Annotated in this window: 11 protein-coding genes, 2 tRNA genes and 2 other RNA genes; 7 read left to right on the plus strand and 8 right to left on the minus strand. The window is 57.9% G+C overall.

Annotated features, from left to right (window positions below):
• The first annotated feature begins 41 nt into the window (after positions 1-41).
• From purU to CSE01S_RS22025, 5 genes are all read left to right on the plus strand, one after another.
• On the plus strand, positions 42-884 hold the full coding sequence (purU, locus tag CSE01S_RS01965) for a formyltetrahydrofolate deformylase (protein ID WP_042283572.1): 843 nt from the start codon (positions 42-44) through the stop codon (positions 882-884).
• A 157-nt stretch (positions 885-1,041) separates the two neighbouring features.
• A tRNA-Tyr gene (locus CSE01S_RS01970) sits at positions 1,042-1,126 on the plus strand.
• A 35-nt stretch (positions 1,127-1,161) separates the two neighbouring features.
• Positions 1,162-1,246: transfer RNA gene (locus tag CSE01S_RS01975), tRNA-Tyr, on the plus strand.
• A 45-nt stretch (positions 1,247-1,291) separates the two neighbouring features.
• Positions 1,292-1,422, plus strand: a non-coding RNA gene (locus tag CSE01S_RS21930) — RtT sRNA.
• A gap of 45 nt (positions 1,423-1,467) precedes the next feature.
• Positions 1,468-1,592: non-coding RNA, RtT sRNA (locus CSE01S_RS22025), on the plus strand.
• 48 nt (positions 1,593-1,640) lie between these two features.
• On the opposite strand, the gene narI is transcribed toward CSE01S_RS22025, so the two are convergent.
• The 5 genes from narI to CSE01S_RS02000 form a co-directional block, all read right to left on the minus strand.
• Positions 1,641-2,318 (minus strand): respiratory nitrate reductase subunit gamma, encoded by a 678-nt coding sequence (gene narI, locus CSE01S_RS01980; RefSeq protein WP_042283575.1) that lies wholly within the window; start codon positions 2,316-2,318, stop codon positions 1,641-1,643.
• A complete protein-coding gene (narJ, locus tag CSE01S_RS01985; RefSeq protein ID WP_042283577.1) occupies positions 2,318-3,028 on the minus strand; it encodes a nitrate reductase molybdenum cofactor assembly chaperone in 711 nt (236 codons plus the stop codon). The genes narI and narJ overlap by 1 nt, the downstream gene beginning before the upstream one ends.
• Positions 3,025-4,560 (minus strand): nitrate reductase subunit beta, encoded by a 1,536-nt coding sequence (narH, locus tag CSE01S_RS01990; protein ID WP_042283579.1) that lies wholly within the window; start codon positions 4,558-4,560, stop codon positions 3,025-3,027. The genes narJ and narH overlap by 4 nt, the downstream gene beginning before the upstream one ends.
• Positions 4,557-8,300: a nitrate reductase subunit alpha gene (locus tag CSE01S_RS01995; protein WP_042283581.1), complete on the minus strand. Its 3,744-nt coding sequence runs from the start codon at positions 8,298-8,300 to the stop codon at positions 4,557-4,559. The genes narH and CSE01S_RS01995 overlap by 4 nt, the downstream gene beginning before the upstream one ends.
• 391 nt (positions 8,301-8,691) lie before the next feature.
• The gene (locus CSE01S_RS02000; protein WP_042283584.1) at positions 8,692-10,083 is read right to left on the minus strand and encodes a NarK family nitrate/nitrite MFS transporter; all 1,392 of its coding nucleotides are present in this window, start codon (positions 10,081-10,083) and stop codon (positions 8,692-8,694) included.
• Positions 10,084-10,435: 352 nt separating this feature from the next.
• On the opposite strand from CSE01S_RS02000, the gene narX reads away from it, so the two are divergent.
• Positions 10,436-12,232: a nitrate/nitrite two-component system sensor histidine kinase NarX gene (narX, locus tag CSE01S_RS02005; protein ID WP_042283586.1), complete on the plus strand. Its 1,797-nt coding sequence runs from the start codon at positions 10,436-10,438 to the stop codon at positions 12,230-12,232.
• Positions 12,225-12,875 (plus strand): two-component system response regulator NarL, encoded by a 651-nt coding sequence (narL, locus tag CSE01S_RS02010; RefSeq protein ID WP_012906023.1) that lies wholly within the window; start codon positions 12,225-12,227, stop codon positions 12,873-12,875. The genes narX and narL overlap by 8 nt, the downstream gene beginning before the upstream one ends.
• Here the strand turns inward: narL and CSE01S_RS02015 are convergent, their stop codons facing one another.
• From CSE01S_RS02015 to nirB, 3 genes are all read right to left on the minus strand, one after another.
• Positions 12,876-14,282 carry a YchO/YchP family invasin gene (locus CSE01S_RS02015; protein ID WP_072014933.1) on the minus strand — a complete coding sequence of 469 codons (1,407 nt, stop codon included), beginning with the start codon at positions 14,280-14,282 and terminating at the stop codon, positions 12,876-12,878.
• Positions 14,283-14,383: 101 nt separating this feature from the next.
• Positions 14,384-16,966 (minus strand): nitrate reductase, encoded by a 2,583-nt coding sequence (locus tag CSE01S_RS02020; protein ID WP_042283589.1) that lies wholly within the window; start codon positions 16,964-16,966, stop codon positions 14,384-14,386.
• Positions 16,963-20,955 (minus strand): nitrite reductase large subunit NirB, encoded by a 3,993-nt coding sequence (nirB, locus tag CSE01S_RS02025; RefSeq protein WP_084588968.1) that lies wholly within the window; start codon positions 20,953-20,955, stop codon positions 16,963-16,965. The genes CSE01S_RS02020 and nirB overlap by 4 nt, the downstream gene beginning before the upstream one ends.
• Positions 20,956-20,963: the final 8 nt, after the last annotated feature.

The following is a 20,963-nucleotide window of genomic DNA, read 5'->3' on the forward strand; positions in this document are numbered from 1 at the left end:
CATTCCTTATGCAAACATTCTCAACAGGATTACCGCTGCAAATGCATTCATTACAACGCAAAGTGCTTCGTACTATTTGCCCGGATCAAAAGGGCCTTATCGCGCGTATTACTAATATTTGCTACAAGCACGAACTGAACATTGTGCAGAACAATGAGTTCGTAGACCACCGCACCGGACGTTTTTTTATGCGTACCGAACTGGAAGGCATTTTTAACGACGCCACGCTGTTGGCCGATCTCGACAGCGCATTGCCTGAAGGCTCCATTCGCGAGTTGAATCCGGCAGGACGTCGTCGTGTGGTGATTCTGGTCACGAAAGAAGCGCATTGTCTGGGCGATCTGCTAATGAAAGCCAATTATGGCGGACTGGATGTTGAAATTGCCGCTGTGATAGGCAACCACGAGACCCTGCGTTCTTTAGTGGAGCGTTTTGAGATTCCTTTCGAGCTGGTCAGCCATGAGGGTCTGACTCGTGAAGAGCATGATAAGCAGATGGCGGACGCCATTGACGCGCACCAGCCGGACTACGTCGTGCTGGCAAAATATATGCGGGTACTCACGCCAGCGTTCGTTGCGCGTTTCCCGAACAAGATCATCAATATTCATCACTCGTTCCTGCCTGCCTTTATCGGCGCGCGTCCGTACCACCAGGCCTACGAGCGCGGCGTAAAAATCATTGGCGCGACAGCGCACTATGTCAACGACAATCTGGATGAAGGCCCTATTATCATGCAGGACGTAATCCACGTGGATCATACCTATACCGCGGAGGATATGATGCGCGCGGGTCGAGACGTAGAGAAGAACGTGCTGAGCCGCGCGTTGTATCAGGTACTGGCCCAGCGCGTCTTTGTGTACGGTAACCGAACGATCATTCTTTAATCGGCAGCGAAATGAATTGGTTACCTTTGCGTCTTTACGGGCAAAAATCAGGCAACCAGTTCATTTTTGTCACCGGAATGCTTTACAGTGGCGCGTCATTTGATATGATGCGCCCCGCTTCCCAAAAGGAAGCAGGCCAGTAAATGCTTTACCCCGTGGTGGGGTTCCCGAGCGGCCAAAGGGAGCAGACTGTAAATCTGCCGTCATCGACTTCGAAGGTTCGAATCCTTCCCCCACCACCATTTCCGAGCTGTATCTCAAACGATGAATTACCCCTGGTGGGGTTCCCGAGCGGCCAAAGGGAGCAGACTGTAAATCTGCCGTCACAGACTTCGAAGGTTCGAATCCTTCCCCCACCACCATCACTTCCAAATATCCCAATACTACCCTAAAGCACAATGCCTTATGTTCTTCCATTGCGGGGAAGGATGAGAAGCGTCGACTAAGGTTCGATTCGAGCGCAGCGAGAAAGCGTTGCCGCAGGCAACGACCCGAAGGGCGAGGCGCTATGCGCCGGGTAATCCTTCCCCCACCACCATTACTTCCAAATATCCCAATACTACCCTAAAGCACAATGCCTTATGTTCTTCCATTGCGGGGAAGGATGAGAAGCGTCGACTAAGGTTCGATTCGAGCGTAGCGAGAAAGCGTTGCCGCAGGCAACGACCCGAAGGGCGAGGCGCAGCCGCCATCCGACGCTTTCACTGAAAACAAAAAACCCTGCCGGAGCAGGGTTCAGTACGAGAAATTAGCACATCAGCGACGTGCACGCACAATCTGGTATTTGCGCGTCAGGTACTCTACCGGCGCGCTCCAGATATGCACAAGACGGGAGAACGGGAACAGCAGGAATAGCGTCATCCCGAGTACCAGGTGCAGACGGAAAATAAACGCCACGCCGTCAAGATGCGCCGAGGCGCCACCGTGGAAAGTCACGACAGACTGCGCCCAGCCGACCAGCTTCATCATCTCGCTACCGTCCATATGCTGAGCGGAGAACGGTATCGTCAGCAGCCCCAGCGCGCACTGAATCACCAGCAGCGACAGGATCAGAATATCTGCGCCAGTGGTCGTTGCCCGTACGCGTGGACTGAACAGACGGCGTTTCAGCAGCAGTACGCCGCCGACCAGGGTCATCAGGCCCGCCGCCCCGCCACCGATCATCGCCATCTTTTGCTTTACGTCGACGGGCAGGAAGGATTCATACATCCAGTGAGGCGTTAACATACCGAGAAAGTGACCGGCAAAGATCCCCAAAATGCCGAAATGGAACAGGTTAGACGCCAGGTTCATCCCCTTGCGATCCAGCATCTGGCTGGATGCGGCACGCCAGGTGTACTGACCATAGTCATAGCGTAGCCAACTGCCAATCAGAAAGACCGACCCGGCGATGTACGGGTAGATATCAAAGAAGAACATATTCAGGAAGTGCATTATTGCTGTCCTCCGGTGGTGATATTCAGGTATTGCGGCGCGACGGCGCCAGCAAAACGACGTTGGTGAGCAGCGATTTCCGACTCGCCGCAGCCCTGATCGGCAAAGAATTTCACCTGCTCTTCTTCCCAGACCGCATCAAGCGCCTGCGGCGTATCGTCGCGCACTTCATCCGCAATTTTTTCGGCGACTTTGTCGCTGTCGATGGTGGTCTTCGCCAGCTTCAGCAGCAGGTCGAACAGCACCGCATAGCGGCTTTCACGCTGTTGCAAGCGCGCGCTCAGCAACGCCAGAATCGGCGCGATATCCTGCAAACCGCCCAGCGCCTCGTTTTTCGGCAACTGCGCCAGGTATTCGAGATACAGCGGCAGATGATCCGGCAATTCGCGGCTGTCGAGTTGCAACCCGTGCTGCTCATACTGCGCCATCAGGTCAACCATCGCCTGACCACGATCGCGTGACTCGCCGTGCACATGTTCAAACAGCAGCAGCGACGTAGCGCGCCCGCGGTCAAACAGTTCGCTGTACCTGGCCTGCACATCCAGCATGTCCTGTGCGGTTAAATCACGCAGGAAAACGCTGAGCTGATGCGCATCCTCTTTATCGAGGTTTTCCGATGACGCGAGTGCTTCGTAAAGCTCCTGCTGATGCTGCCACAGGGCAGCATCAGGGTACTCGAGCAGACGCGAAACAATGACGAGTTCAATCATTGGTGCGACTCCGTTTTGCTGGTCACATCGATGGCATCAATGCGGCGACTGTTGAACAGGTTGAACTTGCTGTCAGAACCGTGGCAGCCGTCGCCGAAGGTAAAGCCACAGCCGCTTTTCTCCGGGAACGCATCACGCGCCAGTTCACGGTGGCTGCTCGGCACCACAAAACGATCTTCGTAGTTAGCGATCGCCAGATAACGATACATCTCCTGAGCCTGCGCTTCACTTAAGCCCACTTCTTCCAGCGCGCGGGTATCCGCTTTGCCGTCTACGGTTTCCGCACGTTTGTAATGACGCATCGCCAGCATACGTTTCAGCGCCAGCAGCACCGGCTGGGTATCCCCTGCCGTCAGCAGATTCGCCAGGTACTGAACCGGAATACGCAGGCTCTCCACGTCCGGCAGAATACCGTTGCTGCCCAGTTCGCCCGCATCCGCGGCAGACTGAATCGGCGACAGCGGCGGCACATACCAGACCATCGGCAGCGTACGGTATTCCGGATGCAGCGGCAGCGCCAGCTTCCAGTCCATCGCCATTTTGTACACCGGCGACTGCTGCGCCGCGTCAATCACGCTCTGCGGCACGCCGTCTTTCAGCGCCTGTTCGATCACTGCCGGATCGTTCGGATCGAGGAACACATCAAGCTGACGCTGATACAGGTCCTTCTCGTTTTCGGTGCTGGCGGCATTCTCAATCGCATCGGCGTCGTACAACAGCACGCCGAGGTAGCGGATACGACCGACACAGGTTTCAGAGCACACAGTCGGCTGACCGGCTTCGATACGCGGGTAACAGAAGATGCACTTCTCTGACTTGCCGCTCTTCCAGTTGAAGTAGATTTTTTTGTACGGGCAGCCGGTGATGCACATACGCCAGCCGCGGCACTTGTCCTGGTCGATCAGCACGATGCCGTCTTCTTCACGCTTATAAATGGCGCCGCTCGGACAAGTCGCCACACATGCCGGGTTCAGGCAGTGTTCGCACAGACGCGGCAGGTACATCATGAAGGTGTTTTCGAACTGGCCGTACATCGCCTTCTGCATGTTTTCGAAGTTCTGGTCTTTGGCGCGTTTTTCAAACTCGCCGCCCAGAATCTCCTCCCAGTTCGGGCCGCTGGTGATCTTGTCCATCCGCTGGCCGGTGATCAGCGAGCGCGGACGGGCGATCGGCTGGTGTTTACTTTCCGGCGCGTTGTGCAGATTCTGATAGTCGTAGTCAAACGGCTCATAGTAATCATCAATGCCCGGCAGATGCGGGTTGGCGAAAATTTTACCGAGCAGCATCGCACGGTTACCCATGCGCGGCTGCAGTTTGCCGTTGATTTTACGGATCCAGCCGCCCTTCCATTTCTCCTGGTTTTCCCAGTCGTTCGGGAAGCCGACGCCCGGTTTGCTTTCCACATTGTTGAACCAGGCGTATTCCATGCCTTCACGACTGGTCCAGACGTTTTTACAGGTGACCGAGCAGGTATGACAGCCGATGCATTTATCCAGATTCAGCACCATGCCGACTTGTGAACGAATTTTCATTTTACGCTCTCCTGTACCTGGTCATTGCCTTCGCCATCCAACCAGTTAATGTTCTTCATCTTACGTACCACCACAAATTCATCGCGGTTAGAGCCGACGGTGCCGTAGTAGTTAAAACCGTAGGCCAGTTGCGCATAACCCCCGATCATATGGGTTGGTTTCGGCGTAATACGGGTAACCGAGTTGTGGATCCCGCCGCGCTGCTGCGTGATTTCCGAGCCCGGCAGGTTCACGATACGTTCCTGCGCGTGGTACATCATGGTCATCCCCGCAGGCACGCGCTGGCTGACGACTGCGCGCGCGGTCAGCGCACCGTTGCTGTTAAACACTTCGATCCAGTCGTTATCTTCAATCCCCAGATCTTTCGCATCGATTTCGCTCATCCAGACAATCGGACCGCCGCGAGAGAGCGTCAGCATCAGCAGGTTGTCACTGTAGGTGGAGTGGATACCCCACTTCTGGTGCGGCGTCAGGAAGTTGAGCGCTTTTTCCGGGTTACCGTTGGATTTCTCGCCCATGACCGCTTTCACCGAACGGGTGTCGATTGGCGGACGGTAAACCAGCAGGCTTTCGCCAAAATCACGCATCCACTGGTGATCCTGATACAGCGACTGGCGACCAGACAGGGTTCGCCATGGAATCAACTCGTGAACGTTGGTGTAGCCGGCGTTATAGGACACGTGCTCATCTTCCAGGCCAGACCAGGTCGGGCTGGAGATGATCTTACGCGGCTGCGCCTGAATATCGCGGAAGCGAATTTTCTCTTCCTCTTTATTTGTCGCCAGATGCGTATGGTCACGACCGGTAAACTCGCTGAGCGCCGCCCAGGCTTTGACCGCCACCTGACCGTTGGTTTCCGGCGCCAGCGTCAGGATCATCTCTGCGGCATCAATCGCCGTGTTGAGCATCGGCTGGCCTTTCGCCGGCCCCTCTGCCTTGGTGTAATTGAGTTTGCGCAGCAGATCCATTTCACTTTGGGTATTCCACGCGATGCCTTTACCGCCGTTACCGATTTTCTCCATCAGCGGGCCGATAGAGGTGAAACGCTCATACGTTGCCGGATAGTCGCGCTCCACGGTCATGATGTGCGGCGCGGTGACGCCCGGAATCAGATCGCATTCGCCTTTTTTCCAGTCCTTCACGTCCAGCGGCTGCGCCAGCTCGGCGGCTGAGTCATGCTGGATCGGCAGCGTGACGACGTCCGTTTCCTGGCCGAGATGGCCGACGCAGACCTCAGAGAATTTTTTCGCGATGCCTTTATAGATTTCCCAGTCGCTTTTCGATTCCCAGGCCGGGTCGACGGCGGCGGAAAGCGGATGAATAAACGGATGCATATCCGAGGTATTCATGTCGTCTTTTTCGTACCAGGTCGCGGTCGGCAACACGATGTCGGAGTACAGACAGGTGCTCGACAGACGGAAATCCAGCGTCACCACCAGATCCAGCTTGCCGTCGAGGCCATTGTCCCGCCATTCGACTTCTTCCGGCTTCACGCCGCCCTGCTGTCCCAGATCTTTCCCCTGAATCCCGTTTTCAGTACCGAGCAGATACTTGAGCATGTACTCATGGCCCTTACCGGAAGACCCCAGCAGGTTGGAGCGCCAGATAAACAGGTTACGCGGATGGTTTTTACCGTTTTCCGGCTGTTCGGCCGCAAAGCGAATTGAGCCGTCTTTAAGCGATTTAACGGTGTAATCGACCGGCGTCATGCCTGCTTTTTTAGCTTCTTCTGCGATGGTCAGCGGGTTGGTGCCCAACTGCGGCGCCGACGGCAACCACCCCATACGCTCAGCGCGCACGTTGAAGTCGATCAGATGCCCGCTATAGCGGGATTTGTCCGCCAGCGGCGACAACAATTCCTGCGCGGTGACCGTCTCGTAGCGCCACTGGCTGGAGTGATTGTAGAAATAAGAGGTGCTGTTCATATGGCGCGCAGGACGCTGCCAGTCGAGCGCAAAGGCCAGCGGCTGCCAGCCGGTCTGCGGACGCAGTTTTTCCTGGCCGACATAGTGCGCCCAACCGCCGCCGCTCTGGCCGATACAACCGCAGAACACCAGCATGTTGATCAAACCGCGATAGTTCATATCGAGGTGATACCAGTGGTTCAGCCCGGCGCCAACAATGATCATTGAACGACCGTGGGTTTTATCGGCGTTATCGGCAAATTCACGGGCGATGCGCACGATGTGCGCGCGTGGGACACCGGTGATTTGCTCAGCCCACGCCGGAGTGTACGCTTTAATGTCGTCGTAGCTGGTCGCGCAGTTGGCGTCGTTCAGGCCACGCTCCAGACCATAGTTGGCCATCGTCAGGTCGTACACGGTGGTGACCAGCGCAGAGGTGCCGTCCGCCAGTTGCAGACGTTTGGCCGGCAGTTTGTGCAACAGAACGTTTTCCAGTTCAACTTTGTTGAAATGTTCTGTGCCTTCCCCGCCAAAGTACGGGAAGCCAACTTCGGCGATCTCGTCCTGGCTGCCCAGCAGGCTCAGTTGCAATTCTGTCTCAGCGCCGGTCGTCCCATCGCGCTGCTCGAGGTTCCATTTGCCTTTTTCGCCCCAGCGGAAACCAATTGAGCCGTTCGGCGCCACCATGTCGCCGTTGCTGTTCATGGCGACAGTTTTCCACTGCGGATTGTTTTCCTGGCCCAGCGCATCGACGAGGTCGGCGGCGCGCAGCATACGGCCTGCGGCGTAATAACCGTCGCGCTCTTCCAGCATCACCAGCATCGGCATGTCGGTGTAGCGACGCACATAGTCAGTAAAATACTGGCTCGGGTTGTCGAGATGGAATTCGCGCAGCATAACGTGGCCCATCGCCAGCGCCATCGCCGCATCGGTGCCCTGCTTCGGCGCCAGCCATAAATCACAGAGCTTGGCGATTTCAGCATAGTCCGGCGTGACCGCAACGGTCTTGGTGCCTTTGTAGCGCACTTCTGTAAAGAAGTGGGCATCCGGAGTACGGGTCTGCGGAACGTTGGATCCCCAGGCAATGATGTAGCTGGAGTTATACCAGTCGGCGGATTCCGGCACGTCGGTCTGCTCGCCCCAGGTCTGCGGAGACGCCGGAGGCAGGTCGCAATACCAGTCGTAGAAGCTCAGGCAGGTGCCGCCTATCAAAGAGAGATAACGCGCGCCAGAGGCATAAGAGACCATCGACATCGCCGGGATCGGCGAGAAGCCCGCAACGCGGTCCGGGCCGTAGGTTTTAACGGTATAGACGTTCGAGGCAGCAATCAGTTCATTCACTTCCTGCCAGGAAGAACGCACGAAGCCACCGCGACCGCGCGCCTGCTTGAAGCTTTTTGCTTTGTCGGCGTCTTCAATGATGGATGCCCAGGCATCAACCGGATCGCTGTGCAGTTTTTTCGCCTCACGCCACATCTTCATCAGACGTTTGCGCATCAGCGGATATTTCAGTCGGTTAGCGCTGTAGAGATACCAGGAGTAGCTCGCCCCACGCGGGCAGCCTCGCGGCTCGTGGTTCGGCATGTCGGGACGGGTACGCGGGTAATCGGTTTGCTGGGTTTCCCAGGTCACCAGACCGTTCTTGACGTAGATTTTCCAGCTGCATGAGCCGGTGCAGTTCACCCCGTGCGTTGAACGCACGATTTTATCGTGCTGCCAGCGGCTTCTGTATCCATCTTCCCAGTCCCGGTTAGTTTCGAGAAGCTGGCCGTGCCCATCGGCAAAGGTTTCGCCCTTCTGCTTGAAGTAGCGAAACCGATCCAGGAATTTACTCATCGGTTCTCTCCTGTGGGAGCCTGACGGCTCTCTGATAAATCGACATTGCTTAATTGCTGCTGACGGTAACGCGCTGAAAGGACGTGGGAATTGATAACGATCAAGGCAGACCGGGAACAAAACGACGGGTAAATTTGGTTATACCCCTTTGGGGGGATTTAACAAAAATATATAACATTATGTTTTTAATGAAAATATTTTCAGGCAATACTACGCTAAATGTTAAATTTTACCGGCGTGGGTATTAAGGGGTATGCCCCCTGCATGACCCCTTTACGCCGATGTAACCGACAGGCTAAGCGTCTAAAAATACATCAGTATGTTGTAACTAATTGCAGGATAAAAAAAGCGCGGTCTAACACCGCGCAAAGGATAATCAATAACGACTTTTTTATTTATTGGAATGACGCCCATATACCAGCCAGGTGATAACCACGCAGGCGATATAGAAGAACAGGAACACTTTCATTGCACCAACCGGCGAACCGGTTAACGCCAGCGATGTGCCGAACGCTTTCGGGATAAAGAAACCGCCAATCGCGCCAATGGCCGAGATAAAGCCCAGCGCTGCCGCCGTGTCGGTAGCCGCTTCTCGCATCGCTTTCTCTTCCGAACCGCCTTCCGCTTTTACGCGGTCCATCGTCAGCTTACGGAAAATCACCGAGATCATCTGAAACGTTGAACCGCTCCCCAGCCCGGCAGTCATGAACAAGGCGAGGAACACCACAAAGAAGGCGATAAAGCTGCCGCCGGTACCGTTTGTGGGCAGCGTCAGGAACAACAGACCGCTGAATATCGCCATCAGCACGAAGTTCACCAGCGTGACGCGGGTACCGCCGAGACGGTCGGAAATAGCCCCGCCCGCCGAGCGCGCCAGCGCGCCAATAAACGGCCCAAAGAAGGCGTAATGCAGAATCTGTACATCAGGGAACTGAGTTTTCGACAGCATCGCAAACCCGGCAGAAAAGCCGATGAACGAGCCAAACGTCGCCAGATACAGCAGGCTCATGATCCACAAGTGGCCGCGTTTCAGGACCGGTAGCTGCTCTTTCAGAGACGCTTTGGAAGTCGCCAGTTCATTCATACCAAACCATGCGGCCAGGGTGAAAATGGCCAGGAACGGCACCCAAATCCACGCGGCGTTCGCCAGGTACAGCTGCGAACCGTCGGGTTGTTCAACACCGTGACTGCCGAAGAGGGCGAAAATGGACAGCGAAACCACCAGCGGCGCAACCAGTTGCATGACGCTCACGCCCATGTTGCCGAGACCACCGTTCAGACCCAGCGCGCCACCTTGCTTCTGTTTTGGAAAGAAAAAGCTGATGTTCGCCATACTGGAGGCAAAGTTAGCCCCGGCAAAACCGCACAGCAGAGAGATCAGAATAAAAGTGCTGAACGGCGTGGAGGTATCCTGTACCGCAAATCCTAACCATACGCATGGCACAATCAAAATCCCGGTGCTGAAGGCGGTCCAGCGGCGACCGCCAAATACTGGCACCATGAAAGAGTACGGCACACGCAGCAGCGCGCCGGAAACTGACGGCAACGCAGTCAGCATAAACAGCTGATCGGTGGTGAAGTTAAATCCTACCTTCGGCAAATTGACCGCCACAGCACTGAACAACATCCATACGCAAAACGCCAGCAGCAGACAAGGGACGGAAATCCACAGGTTGCGGCTGGCGATGCGATGACCCCGTTGCGCCCAGAATGCCGGATCTTCCGGACGCCATTCTGTAATTACTGCTCCAGATGCCCTTTCAGGGACGGATGAATGACTCATAGACACCTCTGATACTCGATTTAATGTCTGCCACCTTAGGGTTTACGGGATTTGGTAAGTTGATATAAATCAAAGGAAAAGCCGTCATTCTGCGGCCCAAAAAATGATGATCACCCTAAGTGAGTAGCGCGTATCGGTAAAAAATATGTGGTTTTTCACCATACTGAGTCACCCTACTCCCTCCTTCGCAAAATCCCTGCCACTCGCGGCAATTAAGAGGTAACTCGTTTTAGGTATGGGTATACTCCAGGTGATAGCCGAGAATAACGCCACTGCCCGCCCTCGCCCGCAGTATCGTCATTCATTGGGGTCACGACTCCCCGCAGCCAGTGACCTGAAGGAAGAAGGTTTTATGCTTAAACGTTGTCTCTCTCCGCTCACGCTGGTCAACCAGGTAGCGCTTATCGTCATGCTCTCCACGGCTCTTGGGATGGCGGGAATGGCTGTTTCCGGCTGGCTGGTACAGGGCGTTCAGGGCAGCGCCCACGCCATCAACAAAGCCGGTTCGCTGCGCATGCAGAGCTATCGCCTGCTCGCCGCGGTGCCGCTACAGGGTAACGATCAGAAATTGCTGGACGAGATGGAACAGACGGCATTTAGCCCGGAGCTCACCCGCGCCGCGCAGCGCGACGGCCAGCAGGCGCAGCTTAAGGCCTTACAGGCATACTGGCGCAGCGAGCTGTTGCCCGGTCTGCAACAGGCCAACAGCCGCGAGGCGGTCGCCGCTGACGTCGGACGCTTCGTTACCGGTCTGGATAATCTGGTTTCGGCGTTTGACCATACCACGGAAATGCGTATCGAACGCGTGGTGATGGTACATCGGATGATGGCGATTTTTATGGCGCTGCTGCTGGTCTTTACCATCATCTGGTTACGCGCGCGCTTGCTTCAACCCTGGAAACAGCTGCTGTCGATGGCCCGCGCCGTCAGCCATCGCGACTTTACCCAGCGCGCACGCATCAGCGGACGTAACGAGATGGCAATGCTCGGCGATGCGCTGAACAACATGTCTGACGAACTGGCGGAAAGCTATTCAGTTCTCGAGCAGCGGGTAAAAGAGAAAACCGCCGGGCTGGAGCAAAAGAATCAAATCCTTTCGTTCCTCTGGCAGGCAAACCGCCGTCTGCACTCGCAGGCGCCGCTGTGCGAGCGGCTCTCGCCGGTGCTGAACGGACTGCAAAACTTGACGCTGCTGCACGACATTGAGCTGCGGGTTTATGACCAGGAAGATGAAGATAATCATCAGGAATTTACCTGTCAGTCTGACAGTAGCTGCGACGACAAGGGCTGCCATTTGTGTCCGCGCGGAACATTGCCAGAGAGTGACGGCGGCATGACCCTGAAATGGCGTCTGACCGACACCCACACCCAGTACGGCATTCTGCTGGCAACCCTGCCGCCGGGCGGACACCTGAGCCACGATCAGCAGCAACTGGTCGACACGTTAGTCGAACAGCTTACCGCTACGCTGGCGTTGGATCGTCATCAGGAACGCCAGCAGCAGTTGATTGTCATGGAAGAGCGTGCAACCATTGCGCGCGAACTGCATGATTCCATTGCCCAATCGCTGTCCTGTATGAAGATGCAGGTCAGTTGTTTGCAAATGCAGGGTGACACGTTACCGGAAAGCAGCCGCGAGTTGCTGAGCCAGATCCGCAATGAACTGAACGCCTCGTGGGCGCAATTGCGCGAACTGTTAACCACTTTCCGGCTACAGCTGACCGAGCCTGGACTGCGTCCTGCGCTGGAAGCCAGTTGCCAGGAATACAGTGCCCGCTTTGGCTTTACGGTAAAACTGGATTACCAGTTGCCGCCCCGCCTGGTGCCGTCGCATCAGGCTATTCACCTGCTGCAAATTGCCCGCGAAGCGTTAAGCAACGCGCTCAAACATTCGCAGGCCGATGAAGTGGTCGTCACTGCGGCGCTAAAAGGTAAGCAGGTGAAATTAACCGTCCAGGACAACGGCTGCGGCGTGCCTGAAAACGCCGAACGCAGCAATCACTATGGCATGATCATTATGCGTGACCGGGCCCAGAGCCTGCGCGGTGATTGCCGGGTGCGCCGTCGCGAGACGGGAGGCACTGAAGTCGCTGTCACCTTTATTCCCGAAAAATACTTCACTGAAGTGCAAGGAGATACCCATGAATAATCCGGAACAGGCAACCATCCTGCTCATCGACGATCATCCGATGCTGCGGACCGGCGTCAAACAGCTTGTCAGCATGGCTGCGGACATTACCGTGGTCGGCGAGGCCAGCAATGGCGAACAGGGTATTGAACTGGCGGAATCGCTTGACCCGGATCTGATCCTGCTGGACCTGAATATGCCTGGCATGAACGGTCTGGAAACCCTCGACAAGCTACGGGAAAAGGCGTTGTCCGGCCGTATCGTGGTGTTCAGCGTCTCAAACCATGAAGAAGACGTGGTCACCGCGCTCAAACGCGGCGCGGATGGCTACCTGCTAAAAGATATGGAGCCGGAAGATCTGTTGAAGTCCTTACAGCAGGCCGCCGCCGGCGAAATGGTGTTGAGCGAAGCGTTAACGCCAGTGCTGGCCGCCAGCCTGCGCGCCAACCGCGCCACTTCTGACCGCGACGTGACCCAGCTTACCCCGCGCGAGCGCGATATCCTGAAGCTCATCGCCCAGGGTCTGCCAAATAAAATGATCGCCCGCCGTCTGGACATCACCGAAAGCACGGTAAAAGTTCACGTCAAACATATGCTGAAAAAAATGAAGCTGAAATCGCGTGTAGAAGCCGCAGTATGGGTGCATCAGGAACGCATTTTCTGATTACTCCTCCGGGAGCAGTCGCCAGCGCGGATCGTCATCCGGCATCGCCATAAACGGCTCCGTCAGCGCAAGCGTGATCTCATTGGAGGAGACACGCTGACCTTTTTCGTCTTCCACCACCACCGACAGCCGCCAGCGGTTGGTCGCCCCTTCACTGCTGTCCCATGCTGGCATAATGATCGTCCAGCCATCAATGCTGTCAGGATCAGACCCGGAGGTCAGGCTCAGCGCCTGGGTATCGCCCTGCCAGGTCAGGTGGCGCACCCCGTGCAGACTGCGCACCTGGAGTTTCAGCGCTACCGTTTCTCCGGCATGCAGATCCCACGGCGGCGTCGCCAGAAACACGCTCAACGTTTTGCGCTGACGATATTCCATGGTAGGCAGGTTGTTACGCTGTGGATTGTCATAGCGACTGCCGCGCAGTGATTGACTGGCCGCCACTTCGCTGGCTGACAATTGCTTTTTCAGCGGTACGCCGAAGCGATAGTTGAGGTTCAGACCAAGATTGTTCTGGCTGACGCCGCTCTCGCCCTGCTTGTGCTGGGCGGTCACCGTGACCAGCGGCACCGGGGTGTAATTGAGCCCCAGACTCACCGCCACCGGATTATGGTAGCCCGTCCCGGAGTCAAACAGATCGACGCTGTCGCCAAAATATTGTTCCACACTGACCCGGGTATTGAGGTGCTGGTAGAACGGCATACGCATTTCCGCGCTGAGGTCATATCCGCGCGCCATCCGCTGTTCCAGCGTATCCGTGTGCGTCTGCCAGGAGGCGAACGGCTGGTAATAATTCGCGGACAGGCGTAAATATTCTCCCCACGCTTCCGCTCCCAGCCCTGCGCGCTGCAGGTTCTCATCGAGAAGATTGTCGTAAAAGGTGTTATAGCCCAGCAACCAGCCGTCGCGCGCCCAACGCTGTCCGATACCGACATTGCTCACCAGCCCATCGTCCTGTTGCGTCAGGCCCAGTTGACTCCATGTGAGGTAGCGGGTGTTATCCTGCCAGGGGATAAACCAGCTTCCGCGGCTACCGTTGAAATTGCCTTCGTTGTCGACCTGAACATTGACGCTGGCGTTGCCCCACGGCGACAGCCAGGTTTCCAGTTGCTGGTTCACCTGCTCGCTGAGGGCGTCGCGCACCTGTTCGAAGGCGAACTGTTTCGCCTGCTCGCCCGCATCCAGGCCGTTATCGGTCATACTTGCTTCGCCAAAGGCCTTCATCATTTCCGCGAAATGCTTTTCCCCCTCGTTTGACGTTGGGGTCATTCCCAGGTCGGGCAAACCATCCTGATTATTGTCGAACGGATTCTCGGCCTGATGGATAAACGTAGATTGCGCGCAGGCGTGACCGCCCGCCAGCAGCAGGAACAGGGAGAACAGCGTGGGATGAGAAACAAAACGGCTCAAATCAGCGGCGGCTTCTTACGTCTATCGATCAATAAAACACGGTAAAAGCCTATCCGATTTTTCGCCGTTTTGCAGGCTTTCTCACACTTTCAGGATAATCCTTACGCTTTGCAGGGAAGCATCCGCGCCAGAATCGCTTTTAGCTCCGGTACGCAGGAGCCGCAGTGCGTACCACAGCGCAGGCTTAACCCCAACGCCGCCACCGAGTCGCAACCCTGACCTATGGCCTGAGCAATGGTTTTCTCCCCGACGCTAAAGCAACTGCAGACGATCACCCCCGGATCGGCTTGCTCGCCGTCAGCGTTTCCGCTCAGCAGCGCATGGCGCGCCCTGGCGGTTTCCGGCGGCTGGCGAAAAGCGGAGACGATCAGCGCCTCATCAAGCGCAGGCAGTACCGTTCCTGACCAGAACCCGGACATCAGCCTTCCCTGATGCCAGGCGAGCAGATGCTGCCCGTACGGCGTCGTGGCCCGCTGTATCTGCCAGCCCTGCTCAGTGTAGTGATTTTCCAGCCAGTCGGTAACGGGACGATCGGCAGCCAGCGTATAGCGCAGCCCGCATCGCGTGGCTTTTCGCCAGCGGTGAACATAAGGCGGTAGCGTCAGCAGATCGCGGCAGAACAACTCCCCCTGCCAGCGCGGCTGCCACGGGGTGATACGCACCGCCGTCTGTTTGCTTTCCGGCTGACCGGAATGCGGGTCACACACCGGCGCGACCAGCGCGTTCACCCTCCCCTGACGGGCAAACTGATTGTTCCAGTGCATAGGTGCAAAAGCGCTCCCCTCGCGCTGACCGGGGTGTATCATCACCCTTGCGACCATCACGCCGCGCGGCGAATGGATCCGGCACAGAGCGCCGTCAACAAGCTGAAGTCGCGCGCCATCCTGCGGCGACAGCTCGACGGTCGGTTCGCTGATATGCTGCATCAGGCGTGGGACATTTCCGGTGCGGGTCAGCGTATGCCATTGGTCACGAATGCGCCCGGTATTGAGCACCAGCGGATACAGCGGATCGCCGCAGGTATTCATGCCCTGCGGCGCAACCGGCACCATCCGCAGACGCCGCCATGCCGGCGGCGCGTCTTGCGTGCGGCTTACCGGCCAGCGTACAGGCGTCAGATCCTGCCACTGTTCACGGCTGAGTGCCGCCAGCGCGCCGATATCGAATGCCCGCTCACCGTTATTTTCAAACCCGGAAAGCGCCGCATGTTCGCGAAAGACCTGCCACGCGTCCTGCCAGGCAAATGCGCTGGCGAATCCCAGTCGTTTCGCCATTTGCGCCACAATCCACCAGTCGGCGCGCGCTTCGCCGGGCGCGGGTAAAAACGCCCGCTGGCGCGAGATCCGCCGTTCGGAGTTGGTTACTGTGCCGTCTTTTTCCCCCCACGCCAGCGCCGGAAAACGGATATGCGCATAACGGCTGGTATCCGTCTTTTCCATTACCTCAGAGACAATCACCAGTGGGCACGCCGCCAGCGCCTGACATACCGCATGGCTGTCCGGTAGCGACACCGCAGGATTGGTGCCCATGATCCACACCGCTTTGACCTCGCCGCTGGCGATAGCCGCAAACAAATCGACCGCCATCAGCCCGGGCGTTTGCGCCAGGCGCTCCGTCCCCCAGAAACGGGCGACGCGCGACACGTCAGCGGGTTCAAAATCCATGTGAGCGGCAAGCTGGGTCGCCAGTCCGCCGACCTCGCGACCGCCCATCGCGTTTGGCTGTCCGGTCAGCGAAAAGGGGCCGCAGCCTGCGCGGTTGACCTTTCCGCTGGCGAGGTGAACGTTGATAATAGCATTACACTTGTTGCTGCCGCTGGCCGACTGGTTAATGCCCATGGAGTAAAGCGTGATGGCGGTCCGGGCGCTGAGAAACCAGTCATAGAAGGTGGCGACGGTCTGCCGTTCCAGCTCGCAATATTCCGCCACCCGCGCCAGCGGCCATTCGTCAGCCAGCGCCAGCGCCGCCTGACCATCGACAAAGTCGCTGTTCGCCAGCCCACGTTGCTGAAGCGCGTGGAGCAGACCGACAAACAGCCCGCCGTCGCTGCCCGGCGCGAGAGGAAGATGAAGGTCGGCGATGTCACAGGTGGGCGTACGGCGCGGATCGATCACCACCACCCGCATCGACGGGTTGTCGGCCTTTGCCTGCGCCAGGCGCTGGTAGAGTACCGGATGCGTCCAGGCGGCGTTTGAGCCGACCAGGATCACCAGTTCGCTCTGCTCGACGTCCTCGTAACTGCACGGCACCACGTCTGCGCCAAAGGCGCGTTTGTAGGCGGTTACCGCCGACGACATGCAAAGTCGGGAGTTGGTGTCGATATTAGCGGCGCCGATAAAACCTTTCATCAGCTTGTTCGCCGCGTAATAGTCTTCGGTAAGCAACTGACCTGAGGCATAGAACGCGACCGCCTTCGGACCGTAACGGTCAATAATCGCCTGCAGCCGATGGCCTGCGGTATCCAGCGCCTGCTGCCAGTCGGTGACTTCGCCGTCCACGGTCGGGTGCAGTAAACGTTCCGCCAGCCCGGTGGTTTCGCCGAGTGCTGCGCCTTTCACGCACAGCCGCCCATAGTTTGCCGGATGCGACGGATCGCCTCTTACGGTGACGCCCTTTTCGCTTACCTCGGCAATGACCCCGCAGCCGACGCCGCAGTAGGGACAAGTGGTTCGGGTTTCGCTCATGATGCCTCCGCGCGCAGCAGCAGCGCCTGATTGCCGACCCACACCGTCCCGCCTTCCACTTTCACCGGCCACGCGCGTACCATCGGTTCGCCGCTGTCGCACTGACGGCCATCGCGCAGGCGAATACGCTGTTTATACAGTGGTGAAATGACGATCGGTTCGCCGCCGGCGTCGCCCAGAATGCCGCGGGAAAGCACGTTGGCGTCGCTGCCCGGCTCGCGATCGTCCAGCGCGAACACCGTTTCGCCAAAGCGGAACAGCGCAATCTGCCGCTCACCCAGTCGCGCGCCGACGCCCAGGCGTTCCGGGATCGCCTCAACGGCGCACACCGCCTGCCAGGGTCGCTGGTTTTCCTCCTGCGGCTGGCTGATGAGGGTTGACCGGAACAACGCCAACTGCTGCGGGTCGTTCAACGTGGTTTGCCACTCACACTGGTAGCTTTCCACCACGCGCGCCATCTCCTGCTCCAGCTCGTCGGCAATGCCGAGGCTATCGTTGAGGATCACCTCGCGGAGGTAAGCAATGCCGCCTTCGAGATTATCCATCCAGGTACTGGTACGCTGTAAGCGGTCGGCCGTGCGAATGTAGAACATCAGAAAGCGATCGATGGTGCGTATCAGCGTGTCGCTGTCCATATCGCTGGCAAACAGATCGGCGTGACGCGGTTTCATGCCGCCATTGCCGCACAGGTACAGGTTCCAGCCCTTATCGGTAGCAATAACCCCGACATCTTTGCCCTGTGCTTCGGCGCATTCTCGGGTACAGCCGGACACCGCCATTTTGATTTTATGTGGCGCGCGCAGCCCTTTATAGCGATGCTCAAGCCTCACCGCCAGTCCGGTGGAGTCCTGTACGCCGTAGCGACACCAGGTCGAGCCAACACAGGATTTCACCGTCCGCAGCGACTTGCCGTAGGCGTGCCCGGTTTCAAATCCGGCGGCAATCAGGTCGCGCCAGATATCCGGCAGTTGTTCCAGTCGCGCGCCAAAGAGATCGATGCGCTGACCGCCCGTGATTTTGCTGTACAGCCGATAGCGTTTGGCGATCTCGCCCATCGCGATCAACCCGTCAGCCGTCACTTCTCCCGCCGCCATTCTTGGCACGACCGAATAGGTGCCGTCTTTCTGAATGTTGGCGAAAAAACGATCGTTGGTATCCTGTAGCGGCCTGTGCGCAGGCTTCAGCAGATAGTCATTCCAGCACGAGGCCAGCACCGAACCGACCAGCGGCTTACAAATTTCGCAGCCGTGGCCCTGTCCGTAGCGACTAATCAATTGCTCAAAGGTATGGATCCGGTTAACCCGCACCAGGTGGTAGATCTCCTGACGCGAATACGAAAAGTGTTCGCAGATATCCTTTTTGACCTCCACGCCCTGAGCGGCAAGCTGATGTTCCATCACCTGTTTAACCAGCGCGCTACAGCCGCCGCAGCCAGTCGCCGCCTTGGTGCACTGCCTGATCGCGGGGATATCGGTTGCGCCCGCGCTGACCGCCTGGCAGATATCCGCTTTGCTGACGTTATGACAGGAGCAAACCTGCGCGCTGTCCGGAAGCGCCGCCACGCCGAGGGCAGCAGGCGCGCCAGCGGAAAGCGCAGGTAAAATCAGCGACTCCGGCCGGGCGGGAAGCGCAATCCCGTTCAGCATCATCGGCAACAGCGTGGCGTAGTCGCCCACGTCCCCCACCAGCACACCGCCGAGCAACGTTTTGCCGTCGGCGCTAACGACGATTTTTTTATAGATTTGCTCAGGACCGTCGGTCCACTGGTAGCTTTTTGCGCCTGGCGTGCGGGCCTGCGCGTCGCCAAACGAGGCGACATCCACGCCCAGAAGTTTCAGTTTGGTGCTCATGTCCGCGCCGCTAAAACACGCCGACTCCTGCGCCAGTCCGGCGGCAACCACTCGCGCCATCTGATACCCCGGCGCAACTAGTCCATAAATCCGCCCTTCCCAGAGCGCGCATTCGCCAATGGCGTAGATGGCGTCATCAGAGGTCAAACACCGGCTGTCTATGCGGATCCCCCCGCGTTCACCGACGGCTAATCCGGCGTCGCGCGCCAGCGCATCCTGCGGGCGGATCCCGGCAGAAAAGACCACCATATCGGTTTCCAGACGCTCGCCATCGGCAAAATGCAGGATCAGACCGTCCGCCGTGGTCACAATCCCGGTGGTCGCTTTCGCGGTGTGCACGCCTACGCCCAGCGCGTCGATTTTCTCGCGCAACATCGCCGCGCCAGCGTCATCCAACTGTACCGCCATCAGGTTTGGCGCAAATTCAACAACGTGCGTTTCCAGCCCAAGCTGGCGCAGCGCGTTTGCCGCTTCCAGCCCCAACAACCCGCCGCCGATCACAACCCCACGACGCGCCGCTTTGGCCTTCGCCGCAATGGCGTTCAGATCGTCCAGCGTGCGGTAAACAAAGCAGCCAGGCGAATCATTGCCCTTGACCGGCGGCACGAACGGATACGATCCGGTAGCCAGCACCAGCTTATCCCAGTGGGTTTCATGACCGCTGGCGGTACGAATTATCCGCCTCTCCCTGTCGATAGCGACGACGCGCTGCGACAGTCGTAATTCAATGCCGTAGCGGATAAAAAAGTCCTCCTCCACCAGCGACAGCGACTGCGCGCTACGTCCGGCAAAGTATTCCGACAAATGTACCCGGTCATAGGCGGCGTGACGCTCTTCACCGAATACCACAATCTGATACTGCTCATGCAGGTTGCGGCTTACGCACTGCTCAAGGAAATGGTGGCCTACCATTCCATGTCCCACAACGGCCAGCGTCGGTTTTGTCATCGTCTTCAGTCCTGCAACCGTCGGTTGCGTGTCAAAGTGGTCGAATAACCAGTCAGGATGTGCCGTCGCGCGCTGCGCCAGCAGTTCGGTAAACGGCGCGGCGCTGCGGCAATCGCCCATCAGTAACGCGCCGGCAAGTTTGCCGCCACGAATAAGCAGACGCCGATAATGTCCGCTGAGTGGATCAAGGCTGGAATACACCTCGTCGCCGGGAAGGGTTTCCACCGCGCCTGCGCTGAACAGGTCAATGCCGGTCACTTTCAGGCGGGTTCCCGACTCCTGCCAGCGAAAACCGTCCTGCGGCGCGCCACAAAGACGGGCCGCCAGCACCGCCGCCTGCGCCAAACATGGCGCGACCAGCCCCCATGTCTGACCGTTGATTTCACAGCACTCGCCCATGGCGCTGACATTCGCTATGTTGGTACGTAACTGCGCATCAACAACAATGCCGCGCTGGCACGCAATGCCGCTTTCCTGCGCCAGACGAATATTGGGCTTCACGCCGGTGGCGATAATCACCCGATTTGCCGCCAATACCCGCCCGTCCTGTAGCGTCACGGTCTGTTCTGCAATACGCGCGATGCCGGATGAAAGGAAACAGTGGATCCCGCGGGTGGTGAGTTGCGCTTCCAGTAGCGCACTGGCCTGATGGTCAAGCTGTTGTTCCATAAGACGATCTGCCCGGTGCACCAACGTGACGTTGTCACACGAATAGCGTAACGCCGCGGCGGCTTCTACCCCGAGCACCCCGCCGCCCAGTACTATCGCGGGGCCACCTGCCTGACAGATCTTTTCTACATCCTGGACGGTGCGGAACGCCGTGACATGCGCCTGGTCAGCCCCCTCAACCGGCGGGATAAAAGGGTCGGAACCGGTGGCAAAAACCAGTTCATCCCAGTCCAGGGTGCGCCGGGTGGTGGTAAGCGTTCTGGCGTGGACATCGACGGCGATCACCGCCTCCCCGTTCAGTACCGTAATACCGTGGTCGCGATACCATTGCGGCGCGTGCAGCACCGTTTCAGCAAAGGGCTTTTCGCCACCGAGCACCGGCGTCAGCAGGATGCGGTTGTAAGCAGGCTGCGGCTCATCGCCAATCAGAGTAATGCGATACGGACGCCGTTCGTCGGCAACGAGTATTTCCACCAGTCGGGTGGCCGCCATACCGTTGCCGATAATCACCAGTCGCGTCATCTGCTCCT

This window comes from Citrobacter sedlakii NBRC 105722 (assembly GCF_000759835.1).
GTDB lineage: Bacteria > Pseudomonadota > Gammaproteobacteria > Enterobacterales > Enterobacteriaceae > Citrobacter_A > Citrobacter_A sedlakii.